Source organism: Pigmentiphaga sp. CHJ604 (assembly GCF_036972535.1).
Classification (GTDB): Bacteria; Pseudomonadota; Gammaproteobacteria; order Burkholderiales; family Burkholderiaceae_B; genus Pigmentiphaga; species Pigmentiphaga daeguensis.
On sequence record NZ_CP136998.1, the window covers coordinates 2,687,917 to 2,707,099 of the forward strand.

Sequence of the window (19,183 nt, forward strand, 5' to 3'; positions counted from 1 at the left end):
GCTTCAGTCCATGTGGCCGTAGGTCAGCTTGCGCACCAGGTCGATGAGCTGGCTCTGGCGCGAGGTCTGGGTCCGGCGGAACAGCGACTTGAGCTGGGTCCTGGTCGTCTCCTGGGAGACGCCCAACTGCTGCGCGCACTCCTTGACGTGGTGTCCCTGCATCAACAACAGCAACAGCCGGTATTCCGCGGGCGGGATGCCGAACAGCGCATGCAGCAGGCGATGCGCGCTGATGGGGGTGGCATCGTGGGTATGGACCTTTACCAGTGCCAGGGGCTCGTACGTGGACAGCGGGAACGACATCGGTTCTGGCAGCGGCATGGCCACTACCGCGTAGCGGATCGGTGGCGTGCCGAATCGACATGGGCGCCGGTGGCCAGCCGGGTCCGCCGGGTACAGGCAGCCACGAGCGCCTCGGCAAGCCGGGAACCCGCCCCGGCCCGCGATGGCTTCAGGCCCGAGGCGCCGAAAGGATTGCCGGGCAGGGAAAGCCAGGTCGCGCCGGCCCGGTTGGCAAGATGCACGCGGCCCTGCGCGTCGGTGGCCAGCAGCGGGAAGCTGAAATCGTCGAGCAGTTGCTGCGCCAGCTCGGCCCGTTGCTGCAAGTTCAGGAATTCATGGCGCAACGTCGCGGCCTGTTGCAGGTGCGGAGCGAGCAGGCGCAGCAGCGGGGATTTGGACGGCTCATCGGTGTCGGGCTGCGACAAAGGGAATTGCAGTGAAAGGCAGCATTCGGCCACGCCGTTCTTCAGGATGGGAAGGGCATGCACGGAGCGCAGCCCATAGGGCCGCATGAATTCCTGATAGAAGGGATCACGGTCGAGGGCGTGGCGGGTGAACCACTGCCAGTCGATGTACCAGTTGCCCAGTTGCAGCCGATGGCGCACGTTTTCCGCCGGGTCGTAGCGGCTGTAGCGATTGGTGTACTCGTCGAACGCCCGCTCGTCCCCGCCGCTGTGGTCGCCGACCGCGGCGGCCGGGGCGCGCCGGTCCAGGATGACCGTGCAGGCCGATTCGGCTCCCGTCAGGTCCCGGATACGCTTGAGCGCCGCATGCCATCCCTCTTGCCCAAGGACGCCGCCGTACAGGTCGTGGGCAATGCTAAGGGCCAGTTTTTCCATTCTCGTTCTTGCGACCGCTCCATCGTCCGCAAAGAATATTACGGCGGCGAACGGCGAGGCAAACAATGGCGCGGTCCGGCTTGGGCCGGTGTATCTTCGGCGCGTCAGGCCTCCCACGCCGGACGCGGATCGGTCCGTATCGGGTAGCGTGCGATGGCCTGCGCGCACCGTTCGCGAGGGCATGAGCCGGCGTCGGCCAGCGCATGCAGCGCGGCCAGGACGATGTGGAAACGATCGACCTCGAAGAACTGGCGCAGGGCGCCGCGGGTATCGCTGCGGCCGAAGCCGTCCGTTCCGAGCACCGTCATGCGCGCGGGGCAATGGGGCGCGATCAGCGACGGCCAGGCGCGCACGTAGTCGCTCGCTGCCACCACGGGGGCGCTCCCCGCCAGGCAGTGTTCGACGTGGCTGCGGCGCGCGGGCTGCTCGGGATGCAGGCGGTTCCAGCGCTCGGCCGCGCGCGCGTCCCGTGCCAGTTCCGCGTAGCTGGTCGCGCTCCAGGTCTCGCTGGCGATGCCCCAGTCGCCGGCCAGCAGCTCGCCGGCGGCGATGGCTTCGCGCAGGATGGCGCCCGACCCCAAGAGACGCACGGCGGGCTCGCCCCGGCCGTGCACGCCGTACCGATAAAGCCCCTTGATCACGCCGTCGCGGGCCTCGGCCGGCAGGCTAGGCTGGGGAGCGTTCTCGTTGCCCAGCGTCAGGTAGTAGAAGACGTCTTCCTGTGTTTCGAGCATGGCCCGCATGCCGTGGTCGATGATGACAGCGACTTCGGCGGCGGACGCGGGATCGTAGGCGCGGCAGTTGGGGACGGCGGCCGCCGCGACCAGGCTGGAGCCGTCCTGGTGCTGCAGCCCTTCGCCGCCCAGCGTGGTGCGGCCGGCCGTGGCGCCCAGCAGGAAGCCGCGGGCACGCTGGTCGGCGGCGGCCCAGATCAGGTCGCCCACGCGCTGGAAGCCGAACATCGAGTAGTAGATGTAGAAGGGCAGCATCGCCGTGCCGTGCACGGCATAGCTGGTGGCGGCCGCCGTCCAGGAACTGATCGCGCCGGCCTCGCTGATGCCTTCCTCCAGGATCTGGCCGTCCAGCGCCTCGCGATAGCTCAGTACCGAACAGATGTCCTCGGGTTCGTAGCGCTGGCCGACGCTGGAGTAGATGCCGATCTGCCGGAACAGCGCCGCCATGCCGAAGGTGCGCGCTTCGTCGGCGACGATGGGCACGACGCGCGGGCCCAGCCGGCTGTCCTTGAGCAGGCTGGACAACAGGCGCACGAATGCCATTGTGGTGGACATTTCCTTGCCGTCCGCCTGAAGGGCAAAACCGGCGTAGCGTTCCAGCGGGGGCACCGGCACCGGGTCGGCCTGCGGCGATCGGGCCGGCACGGGGCCGCCGAGTTCGCCGCGCCGGGCATGCAGATAGCGGATCTCGGCGCTGTCTTCGCCGGGGTGCAGGAAGGCCAGCGATGCGGCCTGATCGTCGCTCAGTGGCAGCGAGAATCGGTCGCGGAAGGCGATCAGGGCGTCGCGGTCCAGCTTTTTTTGCTGGTGGGTGGTCATCTTGCCCTGGCCTGCCTCGCCCATGCCGTAGCCTTTCTTGGTCTGCGCCAGGATGACGGTGGGGCGCCCCGTGCTGCGCGCGGCCGCGTGATAGGCGGCATGGATCTTCACCAGGTCGTGGCCACCGCGCCGCAGGCGGTCGATCTCCTCGTCCGTCAGGCCCTGCGCCAGCCGGGCCAGTTGCGGGTCCTGGCCGAAGAAATGGTCGCGGTTGAAGCGGCCGTCCTTGGCGGCGAAAGTCTGCAATTGCCCGTCCACCGTCTGCGAGAAAACCCGCCGCAGGGCGCCGCCGGTGTCGCGCGCGAACAGGCCATCCCAGTCCGACCCCCACAGCAGCTTGATCACGTTCCAGCCGGCGCCCGCGAACAGGGATTCCAGCTCGTCGACGATGCGGCCGTTGCCGCGCACCGGACCGTCCAGCCGCTGGAGATTGCAGTTCACCACCCAGACGAGATTGTCGAGCCCCTCGCGCGCCGCCAGCGTCAGCGCCGACATGCTCTCGGGCTCGTCCATCTCGCCATCGCCGAAGATGCCCCAGACCTTCCGGCCGGCGGTGTCCAGCAGGCCGCGGTGAGCAAGGTAGCGCATGAAACGCGCCTGGTAGATCGCGTTGATGGGGCCGATGCCCATGGAGCCGGTGGGAAATTGCCAGAAATCGGGCATGAGCCAGGGGTGAGGGTAGCTGGACAGGCCGAGCGCCCCGTGCGCCCGCGCGGTGATCTCCTGCCGGTAGTGCGCCAGGTCGGCTTCCTGCAGCCGGCCTTCCAGGAAGGCCCGGGCATAGATGCCCGGCGCCGAATGGGGCTGGCAGAACACCAGGTCCGCCTGGCCGGCCGGGCCGCCGCGGAAGAAGTGGTTGAAGCCGACCTCGAACAGATCGGCGGCACTGGCATAGCTGGCGATATGCCCGCCCAGTTCGCCATGGGCGAGGTTGGCGCGGACCACCATGGCCAGCGCGTTCCAGCGCATCAGCGCGGCCAGCCGCTCTTCGGTGGCGAGATCGCCGGGGAAGGGGGGCTGTGCCTCGACGGGGATGGTGTTGACGTAAGGGGTATGGCGCGGCGGTCGCCACCCGACCGCCGAATCGCCAGCCGCCTGCGCCAGCATGTCGAGGATCTGCCGTACGCGTTCAGGTCCGTTCGTCTCCAGCAGCGACAGCAGGGCGTCCCGCCATTCGGCGGTCTCCATGGGGTCGGGGTCGGCTCGCGGGCCGTCCAGCCGCGCCAGGTGCCGGGATTCGTCGTACATGCCTGCCTCTCCTCGTCTTTTCATGAAAAATTCTACGCTTGAAGGTCCGGAATTTTTCCCCGAAAATTCTTTGAATAAGCGGGATAAGCGGCAGAAAATTCTTTCAAGGGGAAGAAATCAAGCATGATCGATCTCGATGACATCGACCGGCGCATCCTGGCCGAGCTCCAGGCCGATGCCAGCATCTCCAACGTGGAACTGGCGCGCCGGGTGCATCTGTCGCCATCCCCGTGCCTGACCCGGGTCAAGGCGCTGGAGGCCGCCGGCCTGATCCGCCAGTACGTCGCCTTGCTCGACCCGCAGCAACTGGGGCTGCACCTGAACGTGTTCATCTCGATCAGTCTGAAGCAGCAGAACCGCAAGGCGCTGCAGGTATTCGAGGATGCCATCTGCGCCCGCGAGGAAGTCATGGAGTGCTACCTGATGACGGGGGATGCCGACTACCTGCTGCGGGTGGCCGTGCCGGACATCCAGGCGCTCGAGAGCTTCATCCTGGAGCAGTTGTCGCCCATCGCCCAGGTCGAGAAGATCCGCTCCAGCTTCGCGCTCAAGCAGGTGCGCTACAAGACCGCGTTGCCGCTGCGGGCGGCGGGCGCGCGCTAGCGCCGCCTCCGGGCGCGGATGTCCCTAGTGGGCACTACAACGCCGTGGGCGACGGCCTGGCGGACGTGGCCCTGACAAAAGGAGGGTTATTGGTCGGACGAATCGCCCGGGAATTATTGATTGTTTTTGTAAAAGATAATGGATAATGCAATGTCGGATGCCATGCAGGATCACGGCAGTTTCACGTTTTCCTGGGCGATTCCGTTCGCATTGACTGGAAACAAATCAGCAAAACAAAAAGCCCGGCAGCTTGTGGCCACCGGGCTTTTTTTCTTCGGTTCCGACAAATACAGGTCAAGAACTTGTATATGGTCGGGGCGGCGGGATTCGAACTCGCGACCCCTTGCACCCCATGCAAGTGCGCTACCAGGCTGCGCTACGCCCCGAAAGAAAAAAAGTATAGCAAATTTTCGAGGGTGTAGGAAAGGTGCGCCGCATTTTATTTTGCATAGGGTTGCGACGATCGAAAGGGATGAAACGTGGCGCGCAGTTTGCGGAACTCTGCCCATTGGTTCACAGCCTTAGGAGTGTATACCCCTAGGAGATGCGTCAAAAAAATATCGTGCGTGCGCAACAGAAAGCGAGTCGTCCGTGTGGATGCGCCGTATGATGTTTGCAAGGAGGTCGCCCAAGGAGCGTTTCGCAATAGATCGGACATGTCGAGGCAGGATCGGGAGTTGCTGGTTTCGATCGGCCCCGGGCATGGCAGGAAGTTCATCCGGCAGGAAAGAACCGGAAGCCGGCTCGACCGGCACTAACAACAACAGAGTCGTGTAGGCAGTTCTCATTCACTCGCTGTTGGAGGTTGTCCGTGCTGAACATCGTCGAAGGGTTCAAGTCTCAATACGCCAAGACGCAGGAAACCGAACTTTCTCTCGAGGAGTACCTGGACCTCGCCCGCCGGGATCCCATGGTCTACGCCAGTGCGGCCGAGCGCATGCTTGCCGCGATAGGCGAGCCCGAGCTGGTCGATACGCGCAACGATCCGCGGTTGTCGCGCCTGTTTTCCAATCGCATGATCCGGCGCTATCCCGCCTTCAAGGAATTCTTCGGGATGGAGGACGTGATCGACCAGATCGTGGCGTTCTTCAAGCACGCGGCCCAGGGGCTGGAAGAACGCAAGCAAATCCTCTATCTGCTGGGACCGGTCGGCGGCGGCAAGTCGTCTATCGCCGAGCGCCTGAAGGCGCTGATGGAAGCGCACCCCATCTACGCGCTCAAGGGCTCGCCCGTCAACGAGTCGCCGCTGGGCCTGTTCCACCCCGACCGCTTCGGCGACCAGCTCGAGAAGGAATACGGCATACCCCGCCGCTACCTGACCGGCATCATGTCGCCTTGGGCCATCAAGCGGCTGCGCGAATTCGACGGCGACATCTCGCAGTTCCGCGTGGTCCGGCTCCAGCCTTCGGTGCTGCGGCAACTCGCCATCGCCAAGACCGAGCCGGGCGACGAGAACAACCAGGACATCTCCTCGCTGGTCGGCAAGGTGGATATCCGCAAGCTGGACCGCTACTCGCAAGACGATCCCGATGCCTACAGCTATTCGGGAGGGCTGTGCCTGGCCAACCAGGGCATGCTCGAATTCGTTGAAATGTTCAAGGCACCCATCAAGATGCTGCATCCCTTGCTGACGGCGACCCAGGAAGGCAACTTCAAGGGCACCGAAGGGTTTTCGGCCATCCCGTTCAACGGGATCATCCTTGCGCATTCCAACGAGTCCGAATGGCAGACCTTCCGCAACAACAAGCACAACGAGGCGTTCCTGGACCGTATCTACATCGTCAAGGTGCCGTACTGCCTGCAGGTGTCGGAAGAGGTCAAGATCTACCGCAAGCTGCTGCAGAACAGTTCGCTGGCCGAGGCGCCATGCGCGCCGGGCACGCTGGACATGATGGCGCAGTTCTCGGTGCTGACCCGGCTGAAGGAACCCGAGAACTCCAGCATCTATTCGAAGCTGCGGGTCTATGACGGCGAGAGCCTGAAGGACGTCGATCCCAAGGCCAAGGTCCTGCAGGAATACAAGGACTACGCCGGCACCGACGAGGGCATGACGGGCGTCTCGACGCGCTTCGCCTACAAGATACTGTCCAGCGTCTTCAACTACGACCAGACCGAGATCGCCGCCAATCCGGTGCACCTGATGTACGTGCTGGAGCAGCGCATCGGCCGCGAGGACTATCCCGACGAGATCCGCCGGCGCTATCTGGAGCACATCAAGGGCTACCTGGCGCCGCGCTACGCGGAATTCATCGGCAAGGAAATCCAGACGGCGTACCTGGAGTCGTATTCGGAGTACGGACAGAACATCTTCGACCGCTACGTCACGTTCGCCGACTGCTGGATCCAGGACGAGGAGTTCCGCGACCCGGAAACGGGCGAGAGCTTCGACCGCGCTGCGCTCAACGCCGAGCTCGAGAAGATCGAGAAACCGGCGGGCATCGCGAATCCCAAGGATTTCCGCAACGAGATCGTGAACTTCGTGCTGCGCGCCCGTGCCAACAACGGCGGCCGCAATCCCGCGTGGACCAGCTACGAGAAGCTGCGCGAGGTGATCGAGAAGAAGATGTTCTCCAACACCGAGGATCTGCTCCCGGTCATTTCGTTCAACGCCAAGGCCTCGGTCGAGGACAAGCGCAAGCACGAGAGCTTTGTCGAACGGATGGTCGAGAAAGGCTATACCGAAAAGCAAGTCCGCTTGCTGTGCGAGTGGTACTTGCGGGTGAGGAAGTCTTCGTGAGCTAGGTGAATATGAATTCACTCATCGATCGGCGGCTCAACGGCCGTAACAAGAGCGCTGTCAACCGGGAGCGCTTCATCAGGCGGTACAAGGACCAGATACGCAAGGCAGTACGCGAGCTGGTCCAGGAACGGTCCATCGAAGAGATGGACCAGGGCGGCGAAATCAACCTCCCGGCCAAGGACATCTCCGAACCCAGCTTCCGCTACGGCAGGGGCGGGGATCGCGAGATCGTCCATCCCGGCAACCGGGAGTTCGCCAAGGGCGACAAGATCGACCGGCCCCGGGGCGGCGACGATGGCGATCCTTCCGAGCCGGGCGAGGGCGACTCGGTGGATCCGTTCACGTTCAGCCTGTCGCGGGAGGAGTTCCTGAACCTCTTCTTCGAGGACATGGAGCTTCCCCACCTGGTCCGTACCCAGCTAGGCGAGATCAACCAGCAGAAGTGGCGGCGCGCGGGCTACACCACCACGGGGTCGCCCAGCACGCTGAGCGTGGGCCGCACGCTCAAGACCTCGCTGTCGCGGCGCATCGCGCTCAGCGGCGGGTCGCGGCTGGGGCTGCAGGAGGCGCAGCAGAAGCTGGAGGAGTCGGAAGAGGCGGGGGCCCCGGAAGACGAGCTCGATGCCCTGCGCGCCGAGATCGACGTGCACCGGTCCCGGCTGGCGCGCGTGCCGTTCCTCGATTCGCTGGACCTGCGCTACCGGCATCGCGTGGTCGAACCATCGCCGGTGGCGCGCGCGGTGATGTTCTGCCTGATGGACGTCTCGGGGTCCATGGACGAGAACAAGAAGGACCTCGCCAAGCGCTTCTTCACGCTGCTGTACCTGTTCCTGTCGCGCAAGTACGAACGCGTCGACCTGGTGTTCGTGCGCCACACGGACAACGCGGAAGAGGTGGACGAGCAGACCTTCTTCCACGATCCCAAGAGCGGGGGCACGGTGGTGCTCTCGGCCCTGGAGCTGATGCACGAGATCGTGACCGAGCGCTACTCGCCCGCCACCTGGAACGTCTACGCGGCGCAGGCCACCGACGGCGATTCCTTCGGCGCGGACGCGGCCAAGAGCGCCCGCTTCCTGTCCGAACACCTGCTGCCGCTCACGCGCTACTACGCCTATATCGAGATTCCCGACGTGGACGAGATGCGCAAGAGCAGCCTGTGGGCCGAGTACGAGCGCGAGACGGCGCCGCACTTCGCGATGCGGCGCATACGCGAGCGGCGCGAGATATTCGGCGTGCTGCACGACCTGTTCAGGAAGGAGACCGCATGAGCGCCGTCCATCCGCCGCGCGAAGCGCCCGCCCGGGCGGTCCAGCCCATCTCGACCACCTCGGAATGGACCTTCGAGCTGATCCAGCGCTATGACGAAGCCATCGGCGAGGTGGCCCGGGAGTTCGGGCTGGACACCTATCCGAGCCAGATCGAGGTCATCACTTCCGAGCAGATGCTGGACGCGTACGCCTCGGTCGGCCTGCCTATCGGATATCCCCACTGGTCCTACGGCAAGGAGTTCATCCGCAACGAGCAGGCCTACCGGCGTGGCGTGCAGGGGTTGGCCTACGAGATCGTCATCAACTCGAACCCTTGCATCGCCTACCTGATGGAAGAGAATTCCATGGCCATGCAGGCGCTGGTGATCGCGCACGCCTGCTACGGCCACAATTCCTTCTTCAAGGGCAACTACCTGTTCCGGCAGTGGACCGAGGCCGACGGCGTGCTGGACTACCTGGTGTTCGCCCGCAAGTACGTCATGGACTGCGAGGAAAAATACGGCATCAGCGCCGTCGAGGCCACGCTGGATTCCTGCCACGCGCTGATGGCCCACGGCGTGGACCGCTACCGGCGGCCGCATCCCATTTCCTACCGGGAAGAGATGCAGCGCCAGGCCGAGCGCGAGGAGTATGCGCGCCAGCAGTACAACGACCTGTGGCGCACCGTGCCCACGCGCGACCACGTCGAGCGCGAGGGCAAGCCGGCGGTGTTCCCGCCGGAGCCGGAAGAGAACATCCTGTATTTCATCGAGAAATACTCGCCTTCGCTGGAGCCCTGGCAGAAGGAACTGGTGCGCATCGTCCGCAAGCTGTCCCAGTACTTCTATCCGCAGACCCAGACCAAGGTCATGAACGAGGGATGGGCGACCTTCTGGCACTACACGCTGCTGAACCGCATGCACGAGAAGGGGCTGGTCAACGACGGCTTCATGATCGAGTTCCTGCAAAGCCACACCAACGTGGTGGCGCAGCGCGGCTTCGACCAGCGCGGCTACGGCGGCATCAACCCGTATGCCCTGGGCTTCGCGATGATGCAGGACATCCGCCGCATTTGCGAGAACCCCACGCCCGAGGACAGGAAGTGGTTCCCCGACATCGCCGGGAGCGATTGGCTGAAGACGCTGGACTTCGCGATGCGCAACTTCAAGGACGAGTCTTTCATCGCGCAGTTCCTGTCGCCGCGCCTGATCCGCGAGTTCCGCTTCTTCGCGATCGCCGACCACGAGTCCAACCCCAAGCTGGAAGTCGAGGCCATCCACGATGACGACGGCTACCGGCGGGTGCGCCGGCTGCTGGCGGACCAGCACAACCGCGACATGCAGGTGCCGGACATCCAGGTGGTGCGCTACAACCGGGATTCCGACCGGTCCCTGGTCCTGCGCCACGTGACGATGCGGGGGAGGCCCTTGCAGGCCGAGGATGCCGACCAGGTGATGAAGCACCTGGCCCGGCTATGGGGATTCAAGGTCCGCCTGGAAGAGGTCGACGCGGAAGGCAGCGTAAAAACCTTCCGCGAGCGATCGGGGTAGAGGTAGAGGTCCCCCCTACGCCCTTCGGGCGCCCCCCAGGGGGCGATGCGGGTGGACCGGCGGAGCCGGATCCACCGCATCCTGGGGTACCAACGGGCTGGCGGGGACTGACGTTCTTGCCTCTTGTCAGCGTAAAACGAGAACGGCCTCGCATGTGATGCAAGGCCGTTCTTGTATTCGCGGTCGTCCCAGACCCAGGGCACAGCGGATCCGGCTTTGCCGGTCCGCCAGTGCCGCCCCCTGGGGGGCGCCCGAAGGGCGTAGGGGGGGGCCTACCCTACGGTTTGAAGAAAGGGGTGGGCACCATCAAGTGGTTCTCTTGCGAGACCAGGTTGCCCATCTCCACGCTTTTCTTCAGGTAGACCTGCCAGTCCGGATCCTGTTGCAGCGCAGCGCGGCGCGCCATGCGGTCGGCGGCGTCGCGGTAGGCCCAGATGTGGGTGAAGCTGTTGACGTTGCCGGTCTCGGTCTGCAGGTACAGCACCGGGTCGCCCAGGTGCTTGCGCTGCGCCTCGAAGCCCAGTTCCTGGTAGAGCTCGAGCTGTTTCTTGATCGTGCCGGGCCGGCACGTGTAGGTGCGAACGTCGTACAGCATGGAAAGTCTCCCCGGGGAATGCCGGCCCGAGCGCAGGGGCGCTCCGGGCCGTGCGGTCAGAACGAATCGGTGGAAGTGAACAGGCCTACGCGCAGTCCCTCGGCGGTGTAGATTTCGCGGCCGTCCACGCTCATGGTGCCGTCGGCGATGCCCAGCACCAGCGTGCGGTTGATGGTGCGCTTGATGTCGATGGTGTAGGTCACCTTCTTGGCGGTCGGCAGCACCTGCCCGACGAACTTCACTTCGCCCGAGCCCAGTGCGCGGCCCCGGCCGGGGTTGCCCTGCCAGCCCAGGAAGAAGCCCACCAGTTGCCACATGGCGTCCAGGCCCAGGCATCCCGGCATGACCGGGTCGCCCTCGAAATGGCAGGCGAAGAACCAGAGGTCGGGATGGATGTCCAGTTCGGCGATCACCTGGCCCTTGCCGTACTTGCCGCCCTGGTCCGAGATGTGCGTGATGCGGTCCATCATCAGCATGTTGGGGGCCGGCAGTTGCGCATTGCCTTTCCCGAACAATTCGCCGCGCGCGCAGCGCAGCAGGTCTTCACGGGAGAAGGCGTTCTGTTCAAGCATTAGGAAGTCCTCGTTGGAAACCGGGATTATATCGTCGGCCCGTTCAGCTCCGGCCGGGCGCGCCGCCCAGCAGCCGCTTGAGCCCCAGCCATTGCTGGGCCAGGAAGCCGCGGCCGTAGTCGCGGCCGCCGTGCTCGGGAAGCTGGTCGCTGATGCCGGTCGGCCCGTAGTTGCCGTCGAAGCGCGCGGTGCGCAGCAGGATGTCCCAGATCGGGAATAGGACGCCGAAGTTGTAGTTGCCCTCGGGCCGGCCGGGCCGGGACGGAGGTTCGATGGCGTGGTGGTGCCGGTGGAATTTCGGCCCCACTACCAGATATTGGCCGATGCGGCCGAAGCCGGTCCGCAGGTTGGCGTGCGAGAGGCTCTCGACCAGCCGGGTGATGATCACGACCATGACGAATTGTCCGGGCGGCACGCCCACCAGGTGCGAGACCAGCACGACCACCGCGTCGCGCAGCAGGTCGCTGAGCAGGTGGTTGCGATTGTCGGACCACATGGTCATCTGGCGCTGGCTGTGGTGGACGGCGTGCAGCGCCCACAACCACTGGAAGCGATGCTCGGCGCGGTGGAAGGCGTAGTCGACGAAATCGAAGATCAGCAGGTACAGGATCAGGCTGACCCAGGCGCGGTCGGTCACCCCGGGCCAGATCTCGTCGAGATGGAAGGGCGAGAATCCCAGCACGTGCAGCTGGCCGAACACGTGGTCGGCCAGCGGCTGGGTCGTGAAGAACAGCACCAGCCGGAACAGGCCCAGCGAGTGGATGGCGGTGTAGAGGATGTCCAGCCGCACCGAGGTCCGGTCGACGATTTTTTCGACGGGACGCCAGCGTTGCAGGGGACCGAACACGGCCAGCATGATGATCAGTTGCACGACGCCGAGCAGCAGCCACATGGTGCCGTCGTAGGCGTCCTCGAGGATGCTGCCGAGACCGAGGTGAAAGAGCAGGGGCTGGACGAGCGTCTCGAATAGCCACTGCTGCATGCCGGAAAAAAGATCGCTAAGGAGTTCCATGGACGTGATGCGTGGCCAGCCAGGCCCGGTATTGCGGATGGTCGGCCAGCGTGGCGAAGCAGTAACCCTTCTGCCTGAGCCCGGTGATGAGCGGTTCCAGCACGGCCGGCGCCCAGGGGTCCTGACGGGACCAGATGCCCAGGTGCGCCATCAAGATATCGCCGGGACGGATGTTGCGCAAGGCGCGCGCCAGCAGCGCGGCGTTGGGGTATTTGTCGCTGGGCAGCTCGTCGCCCAGGAAGCCGGCGTCGGCCCAGCCCACGTGGCGATAGCCGCAGCGGTCTTCGGCGGCCCGGAGCAGGGCGGCCGAGGTCTTGCCGCCGGGGGCGCGGAACAGCGGCAGCATGGACTGCCCGGTCATTTCCTTGAACCGCGCGGCGCTGCGGTCCAGTTCGGCGCAATAGGCCTCGACGCTCATGGCCTGGACCCGTCCGGCCTGCGGGCCGAAGGTCGGCTTGACGCGAAAGCCGCCGCCCGGCAGGTTGGCGAGCCAGTACACATGGTCGTAGGTGTGCGAGCCGAAGACGTGTCCGCGCGCCGCCATGGCCTTCCACCAGGGCGCCCAGCGGTCGTCCAGGCTGGTGCCGCCGTCGCGGGTCTTTTCGTTGGCCAGGAAGAAGCTGGCCTTGACCTGCTGGCGGTCGAGCACCTCGGCCACCAGCGGGGCGACGCCCATGTGTCCGGTGTCGAAGGTCAGGTAGACCGGGCGGGCGCATTCCGCGGCCTGGGCGCCAGCGGCAGCCAGCAGCAGGGCGGCCGCGCCCGCGCGCGCCAGGCTACTGGCGCGGCGCATGGGACAGGGTCCAGACGCCATGGGGCGAGCGGCCCACCTTGGTCTGGTGCACGACCTTGCGGGTGGCCGTGTCGATGACGGTGAGCTTCTTGGCCCAGCGCGAGGTGACCAGCAGGGTCTTGCCGTCGGCCAGCACTTCCATGCAGTCCGGGCCGCCGGGGGCGGGATAGGCGTCGACCACCGCCAGGATCTGCAGGTCGATGCGGCTGATGGTGTTGGCCACGCGGTTGCTGACGAACAGGTGCCGTCCGTCGCCCTGGGCCCGGAAGGCGTGCGCGCCGGCCGCCGTGGGGATGCGCTTGACGAGCTTGGCGGGCGAGGCCGCCAGGTCATAGACCTCGACGTAGCTGTCGCCGGTCAGGGCGACCAGCAGGTAGCGGTCGTCGCTGGTGATGTAGACGTCGGCGGGCGTCTTGCCCACAGGAATGGTCCACAGCGGCGTCTGCGTGGCCAGGTCGATGGCGATCAACTGGTCGCTGTCCTGCAGCGACACGTACAGGTTGCGGCTCTTGCTGTCTATCGTCAGGTGGCTGGGCGTACGGCCGGCGGGGATGCGCTTGACCAGCTTGGGGTCGGCCGATCCGGCCTGTCCGTTCCACTGGTAGATGTCGATGTGGTCGAGCCGGTTCGCCGCGGTCACGAACCACTTCATGTCGGGCGAGAAACGGAGCTGGTAGGGGTCGACGATGCCGGTCAGCGTGCGCTGCACGTTGCCGGTGGCGGGATCGAAGAAAGTGAGCGAGTCGCTGCCGGCATTGGCCACCAGCAGCGATTTCTCGTCAGGCGTCAGGTACAGGTGGTGGGGTTCCTTGCCGGTGGGAACGCGCCGCAACTCCGCGTAGGTCGAGGGATCGAGGATGCTGACCGAGGCATCCAGCGAGTTCAGGACGATCACGGGGGGAGGTGCCGCGGAGGCGGCAAACACCGCGCACAGGCCGAGGGCGCCGGCCAGGCGGGCAAAAAGCTGAGATTTCAATGTCGGATCCCGCAGGTTCTACAACGCCGCTGGGCGCCGATGCGGGCCCGCGGGCAGCCCGCGGCCGGGGGACGGCCGCCAGAGTTCGCATAGTCTAGGCGGCCGGGCTTGCCGTTGCTGTCGTTTTTGGGTGAATGTTGGTTTGCCGCGACATCCCCGGGACGCCGGCCGCCGGGCGTCAGGACAACGGGCACTGCCGGTGGTAGGCGTCGGGCTGCTTGTGGAAGGGAGTGGCCAGCGTCTTGAGGGTCATGCGTCCCTGTTCGTCCTTGACCGCCTGCAGCACGTGCATGTCCTGCAAGGGGAAGTGGTTGTTGTTGAAGCGGAACTCGCCTCGCACCGAAGGAAAATCGGCTTGCTTCAAGGCCGCCATGAAGGCGGGCTTGTCGCTTACCCGGCCCTGGACCCGGGCGATGGCGGCGTCCAGCAGCAGCGCCGCATCATAGCTCTGGGCCGCGTAGTTCGAGGGGATGCGCTTGTAGCGCTGCTCGAACGCCTGGACGAAACGGCGGCTCGAGGCATTGTCGAAATCGGGCGCCCAGAAGCCGCCGCTGATCATGCCCTGCGCGGATTCGCCCAGCACCGGCAGCGAGATGGCGTCGATGGTGAAGGTCGACAGCAGCGGCGTCTTCTGCAGGCCGGACTGCGCATACTGCTTGGCGAAGCTGACGCCCAGGCCGCCGGGGAAGAATGCGAATACCGCATCGGGCTGGCGGGCGGCGGCCTGAGCCAGTTCGGTGGAGAAGTCGAGCTGCTGCAAGGAGGTATAGACCTCGTCGGCCAGCGGCGCCTTGTAGTAGCGCTTGAAGCCGGCCACCGTGTCCTTCCCGACCTGGTAGTTGGGGGCCAGGACGACGACGCGCTTGTAGCCCTTGTCGGCAGCGTACTGGCCCACCGCTTCGGACGCCTGGTCGCCTTGCCAGGAGGTGATGAACTGGTAGGGCGAGCACCGCGGCCCGGCGATCTGCGAGGGGCCCGCGTTCGAGCCGATCACGAAGACCTCGCGGTCGGTCAGGTACTTGTGCACGGCCAGCATGACGTTCGAGAACGAGATGCCGGTGACGATGGACACCTTCTCGCGCTCCACCAGGCGCCGCGCGGCCTGGTTGGCCACGTCGGGCTTGAGCTGGGTGTCCTCGCGCAGGATCTCGACCGGATGGCCGCCCAGCTTGCCGCCATTGCGTTCGACCAGCAGCATGAAGCCGTCGAGCTGGTCCTGCCCCACGGCGGCCTGCGGGCCGGTCAGTTCCCCCATGAAGCCGATCTTGATCGGCGCCTGGGCGTGGGCGGCGCCACAGGCCGTGATCAGGGCGGCCGCGGCCGCCACGCTGCGCAAGCGGTGGTGCATGATGTCTGTCTCCTGGTGGTGGGGCAGGGCGGGCCTGCCGGGGAAGGCGGCCGCGATACGTCGCCGCGGCCGGCAAAAAAACGGGTCAGCACGCCTGGGCGGCCGCGGCTTCGGCCTTGCGCAGGCGTTCGAGCGTATGGCGCATGCGCACCGGCCCGAGGTCCACGTTCAGCAGCACGGGCTTCATGTCCCAGAAATCGTTGTCGCCCAGGGCATCCTGCTGCGCGTCGATGATGGGCTTGTCCTGGTCCTCGAACGCGATGCGGCGCATTTCCGCCAGCCGGGCGTTGGTCTCGGGATCCAGCTCGGGGCCGGGCGGGCGAGCGGCGGCGAAGTGATAGTGCGTGGTGCGGGCGGTCTCCGGGGTCAGGATGTGGATGCCGTAGTACCAGGCGCCGCGTTCGCGCGACTCCCCCGGCGCGTGCACGCCGGTGTCCAGCAGGAAGCAGCCGGGCGGATCCCAGCGCATGTTGGTCCACATGTCCACCGGCTGGCCGTCGCGGCGGAACAGCATGTCGAAGACGCCGGGCACCGATACGTTGGGCATCCAGCGGTTGCATTGCAGGCGGTCGCCGTCCTGGACGACTTCCTGCTTGGCATGGACCTGCTCGGGGCTGCCCAGCAGGCCTTCGTGCAGGAAGCTGATGTGGCTCAGGTCGAGCAGGTTCTCGCCCATCAGTTCGTAGTTGGCGTTGATGTGCAGCCGGCCGCGGCTGGTGCGATAGCCCGAGCCTTCGTCCAGCATGCCGTAGTCGGGGATCAGCGCGGGGTCGGCGGCGGCCTCGCCCATCCAGATCCACAGCATGCCGTGGCGGTCGTGCACCGTGTAGGCCTGCACGCGGGCCGCGGCGGGGATCCTGCCGTCGCCGTGAGGATTCCTGACGCAGGCGCCGCTGCTGTCGAATTGCAGGCCGTGGTAGGCGCACTCGACCACGTCGTCACGGAGCCTACCCATGCTGAGCGGGATGAAGCGATGGGGGCAGCGGTCGCGCAGCGCCACCGGCGTGCCGTCCGGCCGGCGGTAGAACACGACCCGCTCGTCCAGCAGGGTGCGGGTGAACAGTTCACCGGCCTTGACCTCGTCGCTCCAACAGGCCACGTACCAGGCGTTCTTCACGAAGGACATGGGTGTCTCCTTTTGCGTTCGTCTTGAATGGCTTCGTGGGGAGATTTATACAAACAGAGTGATCGGTTTGTAAGTTGCGGAAAACCCTAGGCCTGCCTCGCGGCCGGCAGGGGAGGCTAAGATGCGGCCTTGGCCGTATCGAGGATGCCCGGGAGCGATGCCACCCAACCGCCCACAGACGATGTCCCCCACGCCCGAGACCGAACCGGCGCACGCGCGCCCGCGGCGCACGCAGGCAAACCGCAGCCGCGACGCGCGCGAGCGCCTGCTGGCGGCGACGATAGAGGTGTTGATGCGCTCGGGCTACAACGGCCTGACCACCAAGGAAGTGGCGCGTTGCGCCGGCATGTCCAACGGCGCCCTGATGCACCACTACGCGACCAAGGCCGAACTGGTGGTGGCCGCGACGGCCGAGATCTACGAGGAATCCATACGCCGCGGCCAGCGCGAGGCCCATACGCCCGAGGCGATCGATCGCCCCATCGAGGGCTTCATCAAGGACTGCTGGAGCGTCTACTTCGACTGGCCGTTCATCGCCGCGATCGAGGTCATCATGGTGGCGCGGACCGATCCGGACCTGATGAGCAAGATCCTGCCCGTGATGGAGCGCTACCGCTCCTCGACCAACACGCTTTGGCTGGAGGTGTTCCGGAAGGCGGGTTTTTCCGGCGAGCAGGCGCAACTGGCGCTGAACCTGTCCTTGAATCTGGTGCGCGGCATGGCCCTGAACAATCTCTGGCAACACGACGCGGCGCACTACGAACGCTACATCCAGGACTGGGTACGCATGGTCTACCAACAGTTTCCGCGGCATGCCGAAGGCGGTTGAAGCAGGCGAAGCGTTTGACGCCTAGGGTTGTCCCTAGGCCGCGACTGGGCTAAAATCGAAGGATTCCAATCTTTCTTGAGGCAAGTCGTGGATAACGACGGCAGTAGTTCCGCCGTTCCGGCAAACGCCGCTTAGCAGGTCCGCAGATTTGTCTGCCGCGTCCTGCCAAGCCAGGATGCGGTCGTCCCTTTGCCAGGGTTCCCATCTTTTTTCCTGCCTCCGGGCAGCTTCCCCGCGTATGCCGAGCGGCATGGTCCGTCTTCCTGTCTGCCAGGAGGTCAACATGCGTTTCGCCCATATCCTGAGCGCATGGGGCGGCAAGGCCGCGCGCGCCCCGCGCAAGCAGCTCCAGTCCTATCGCCTGACGGTGTTCAGCGCCAGCCCGCGGCTGGACAGGCTGCGCCAGCACCTGCACGCCGAATTGTCGGCCCGCGACCTGCGCATCTCGCAGATGCGCGTGGCCAGCGCCGCGTCCGGCGACGACATCCACCGGATGTCGGTCACGCTGCAATGCGCGCCGCACCTGCGCGGCGCGTTGAACTCGGTGGCCCTGGGCCTGGGACGCCATCCCGACATCCAGCGTGTGCATTACGAACAACTGCAATAAAAACGCCGGCGGGGCCGCGCTATCCTGCGAAGGCCGGACGCGCGGCACCGGCCCGTTCCGGTCGACGACAAGAACAACCCACGAGGTCCCATGAAGGCAATCGCCAACATCCAGACGCTGGATCTGCTCGACACGCTCGTCAGCCTGACGAGCGCGTTCATCCTGGGGGCCCTGGTCGGGCTGGAGCGACAGTACCGGCAGCGTACCGCCGGATTGCGGACCAACGTGCTGGTGGCTCTGGGCGCCGCCATCTTCGTCGACATGGCCATGCGCATCGCGGGCTCGGACGGCGCGGCGCGGGTGGCCTCGTACGTGGTCTCGGGCGTCGGGTTCCTGGGGGCCGGGGTCATCATGCGGGAAGAGGGCAACGTGCGCGGCCTGAACACCGCCGCCACGCTCTGGGGATCGGCCGCGATCGGCGCCTGCGCGGGTGCGGATCTCATCGCCGAGGCCGTGCTGGCCACGATCTTCGTGCTGGCCGCCAACACGCTGCTGCGGCCGGTGGTCAATACCTTCAATCGTCAGCCGGTGGACGTGCTGTCCTCCGAGGTGACGAGCATCATCCACGTGATCACCGGCACGGCCCATCGCAGCGCCGCGTTGACGGCGCTGGAGGCCGAACTGGAAGAGGCGAACTATCCGCTGGCCGACCTGGAGGTCGTGCCCTTCGGCGACGAGGAGATCGAGATCAAGGCCACGCTGATGGCCACCTCCATCCACGGCAGCGACCTGGACCGCGTCACCGAGAAGCTGGGCCGCAATCCCGCCATCGCCCAGGTTTTCTGGGCGCCCAGCATTTCCGACTGAGGCGGCTCAGCGGCCGCGTTTCAATTCCAGGCTGGTCACGAGCTCGGCGCGCGCGGCGGCATAGCGCATGGCGTCCAGGCGGTCGTGCATGCGCTCGCGCGCCGCGGCGCGCGCCTGCTCGGCCCGCGCATCGTCCAGCCCCGTGGTGCGCACGGCGGTGTCGGCCAGGACCGTGATGCCGCGCGGCATGACTTCGGCCAGGCCGCCCGACACGTAGACGTATTCATCGCCTTCGGCGCGCCGGATGGTGATCATTCCTTCCTTGAGCAGTGTCAGCAGGGGGATGTGGCCGGGCAGGATCCCCAGCGATCCGTCCTTGCCGGGAAGCTGCACGTAGTTGCCTTCGCCCGAGAAGACGGTGGCCTCCGCGTTGACGATGTCTATCTGCATGATGTCCTTTGGGCCAGGCGGGCGCCCGGTGCCCGCCTTTTGTGCCAAGTGTTTCCAAGCCTGTCG

At 65.8% G+C, this 19,183-nt stretch carries 18 protein-coding genes and 1 tRNA gene; 7 read left to right on the top strand and 12 right to left on the bottom strand.

What is annotated here, in order from left to right; genetic code table 11:
* Window positions 1–3: 3 nt before the first annotated feature.
* The 3 genes from R4823_RS12960 to mdeB all read right to left on the bottom strand — a co-directional run bounded on the left by R4823_RS12960 (window position 4) and on the right by mdeB (window position 3,922).
* Window positions 4–321, bottom strand: coding sequence for a LuxR C-terminal-related transcriptional regulator (locus R4823_RS12960; protein ID WP_338618917.1), 318 nt, complete (start codon window positions 319–321; stop codon window positions 4–6).
* Window positions 322–326: 5 nt separating this feature from the next.
* Entirely contained in the window at window positions 327–1,121 is a 795-nt protein-coding gene (locus R4823_RS12965; protein ID WP_338618918.1) for a hypothetical protein, read from the bottom strand.
* A 104-nt stretch (window positions 1,122–1,225) separates the two neighbouring features.
* Window positions 1,226–3,922: an alpha-ketoglutarate dehydrogenase gene (gene mdeB / locus R4823_RS12970; RefSeq protein WP_338618919.1), complete on the bottom strand. Its 2,697-nt coding sequence runs from the start codon at window positions 3,920–3,922 to the stop codon at window positions 1,226–1,228.
* A 126-nt stretch (window positions 3,923–4,048) separates the two neighbouring features.
* Here mdeB and R4823_RS12975 point away from each other — a divergent pair, with 126 nt between their 5' ends.
* Window positions 4,049–4,525 (top strand): Lrp/AsnC family transcriptional regulator, encoded by a 477-nt coding sequence (locus R4823_RS12975; protein ID WP_087840296.1) that lies wholly within the window; start codon window positions 4,049–4,051, stop codon window positions 4,523–4,525.
* Window positions 4,526–4,834: 309 nt separating this feature from the next.
* On the opposite strand, the gene R4823_RS12980 is transcribed toward R4823_RS12975, so the two are convergent.
* A tRNA-Pro gene (locus R4823_RS12980) sits at window positions 4,835–4,911 on the bottom strand.
* A 428-nt stretch (window positions 4,912–5,339) separates the two neighbouring features.
* Between R4823_RS12980 and R4823_RS12985 the strand changes: the two genes are divergently transcribed.
* From R4823_RS12985 to R4823_RS12995, 3 genes are read left to right on the top strand one after another with little or no spacing between them, the layout of a single operon-like run.
* A complete protein-coding gene (locus R4823_RS12985; RefSeq protein ID WP_279815091.1) occupies window positions 5,340–7,262 on the top strand; it encodes a PrkA family serine protein kinase in 1,923 nt (640 codons plus the stop codon).
* 11 nt (window positions 7,263–7,273) lie between these two features.
* A complete protein-coding gene (locus R4823_RS12990; protein WP_087840239.1) occupies window positions 7,274–8,533 on the top strand; it encodes a YeaH/YhbH family protein in 1,260 nt (419 codons plus the stop codon).
* Window positions 8,530–10,062: a SpoVR family protein gene (locus tag R4823_RS12995; RefSeq protein ID WP_338618920.1), complete on the top strand. Its 1,533-nt coding sequence runs from the start codon at window positions 8,530–8,532 to the stop codon at window positions 10,060–10,062. Before R4823_RS12990 ends, R4823_RS12995 begins: the two co-directional genes overlap by 4 nt.
* Window positions 10,063–10,339: 277 nt before the next feature.
* On the opposite strand, the gene R4823_RS13000 is transcribed toward R4823_RS12995, so the two are convergent.
* The 7 genes from R4823_RS13000 to R4823_RS13030 all read right to left on the bottom strand — a co-directional run bounded on the left by R4823_RS13000 (window position 10,340) and on the right by R4823_RS13030 (window position 16,484).
* Window positions 10,340–10,657, bottom strand: coding sequence for an NIPSNAP family protein (locus R4823_RS13000; protein ID WP_087840237.1), 318 nt, complete (start codon window positions 10,655–10,657; stop codon window positions 10,340–10,342).
* Window positions 10,658–10,713: 56 nt separating this feature from the next.
* On the bottom strand, window positions 10,714–11,229 hold the full coding sequence (gene fabA, locus R4823_RS13005; RefSeq protein ID WP_087840236.1) for a 3-hydroxyacyl-[acyl-carrier-protein] dehydratase FabA: 516 nt from the start codon (window positions 11,227–11,229) through the stop codon (window positions 10,714–10,716).
* 43 nt (window positions 11,230–11,272) lie between these two features.
* Complete coding sequence (locus R4823_RS13010) at window positions 11,273–12,241, bottom strand: sterol desaturase family protein (protein WP_338618921.1); 969 nt, start codon at window positions 12,239–12,241, stop codon at window positions 11,273–11,275.
* Entirely contained in the window at window positions 12,228–13,034 is an 807-nt protein-coding gene (locus R4823_RS13015; protein WP_087840234.1) for a polysaccharide deacetylase family protein, read from the bottom strand. Before R4823_RS13015 ends, R4823_RS13010 begins: the two co-directional genes overlap by 14 nt.
* Complete coding sequence (locus R4823_RS13020; RefSeq protein WP_338619167.1) at window positions 13,018–13,986, bottom strand: YncE family protein; 969 nt, start codon at window positions 13,984–13,986, stop codon at window positions 13,018–13,020. The genes R4823_RS13015 and R4823_RS13020 overlap by 17 nt, the downstream gene beginning before the upstream one ends.
* A gap of 202 nt (window positions 13,987–14,188) precedes the next feature.
* A complete protein-coding gene (locus tag R4823_RS13025) occupies window positions 14,189–15,358 on the bottom strand; it encodes an ABC transporter substrate-binding protein (protein WP_338618923.1) in 1,170 nt (389 codons plus the stop codon).
* 85 nt (window positions 15,359–15,443) lie between these two features.
* Complete coding sequence (locus R4823_RS13030; protein WP_338618924.1) at window positions 15,444–16,484, bottom strand: aromatic ring-hydroxylating dioxygenase subunit alpha; 1,041 nt, start codon at window positions 16,482–16,484, stop codon at window positions 15,444–15,446.
* A gap of 157 nt (window positions 16,485–16,641) precedes the next feature.
* Here R4823_RS13030 and R4823_RS13035 point away from each other — a divergent pair, with 157 nt between their 5' ends.
* The 3 genes from R4823_RS13035 (at window position 16,642) to R4823_RS13045 (ending at window position 18,727) form a co-directional block, all read left to right on the top strand.
* Complete coding sequence (locus R4823_RS13035) at window positions 16,642–17,313, top strand: TetR/AcrR family transcriptional regulator (protein ID WP_338618925.1); 672 nt, start codon at window positions 16,642–16,644, stop codon at window positions 17,311–17,313.
* Between the two features lie 283 nt (window positions 17,314–17,596).
* A complete protein-coding gene (locus R4823_RS13040) occupies window positions 17,597–17,920 on the top strand; it encodes a hypothetical protein (RefSeq protein WP_087840230.1) in 324 nt (107 codons plus the stop codon).
* 90 nt (window positions 17,921–18,010) lie between these two features.
* Window positions 18,011–18,727: an MgtC/SapB family protein gene (locus R4823_RS13045; RefSeq protein ID WP_087840229.1), complete on the top strand. Its 717-nt coding sequence runs from the start codon at window positions 18,011–18,013 to the stop codon at window positions 18,725–18,727.
* 6 nt (window positions 18,728–18,733) lie between these two features.
* Here R4823_RS13045 and atpC read toward each other — a convergent pair whose 3' ends face one another.
* Window positions 18,734–19,117, bottom strand: coding sequence for an ATP synthase F1 subunit epsilon (gene atpC / locus R4823_RS13050; RefSeq protein ID WP_087840228.1), 384 nt, complete (start codon window positions 19,115–19,117; stop codon window positions 18,734–18,736).
* Window positions 19,118–19,183 lie beyond the last annotated feature (66 nt).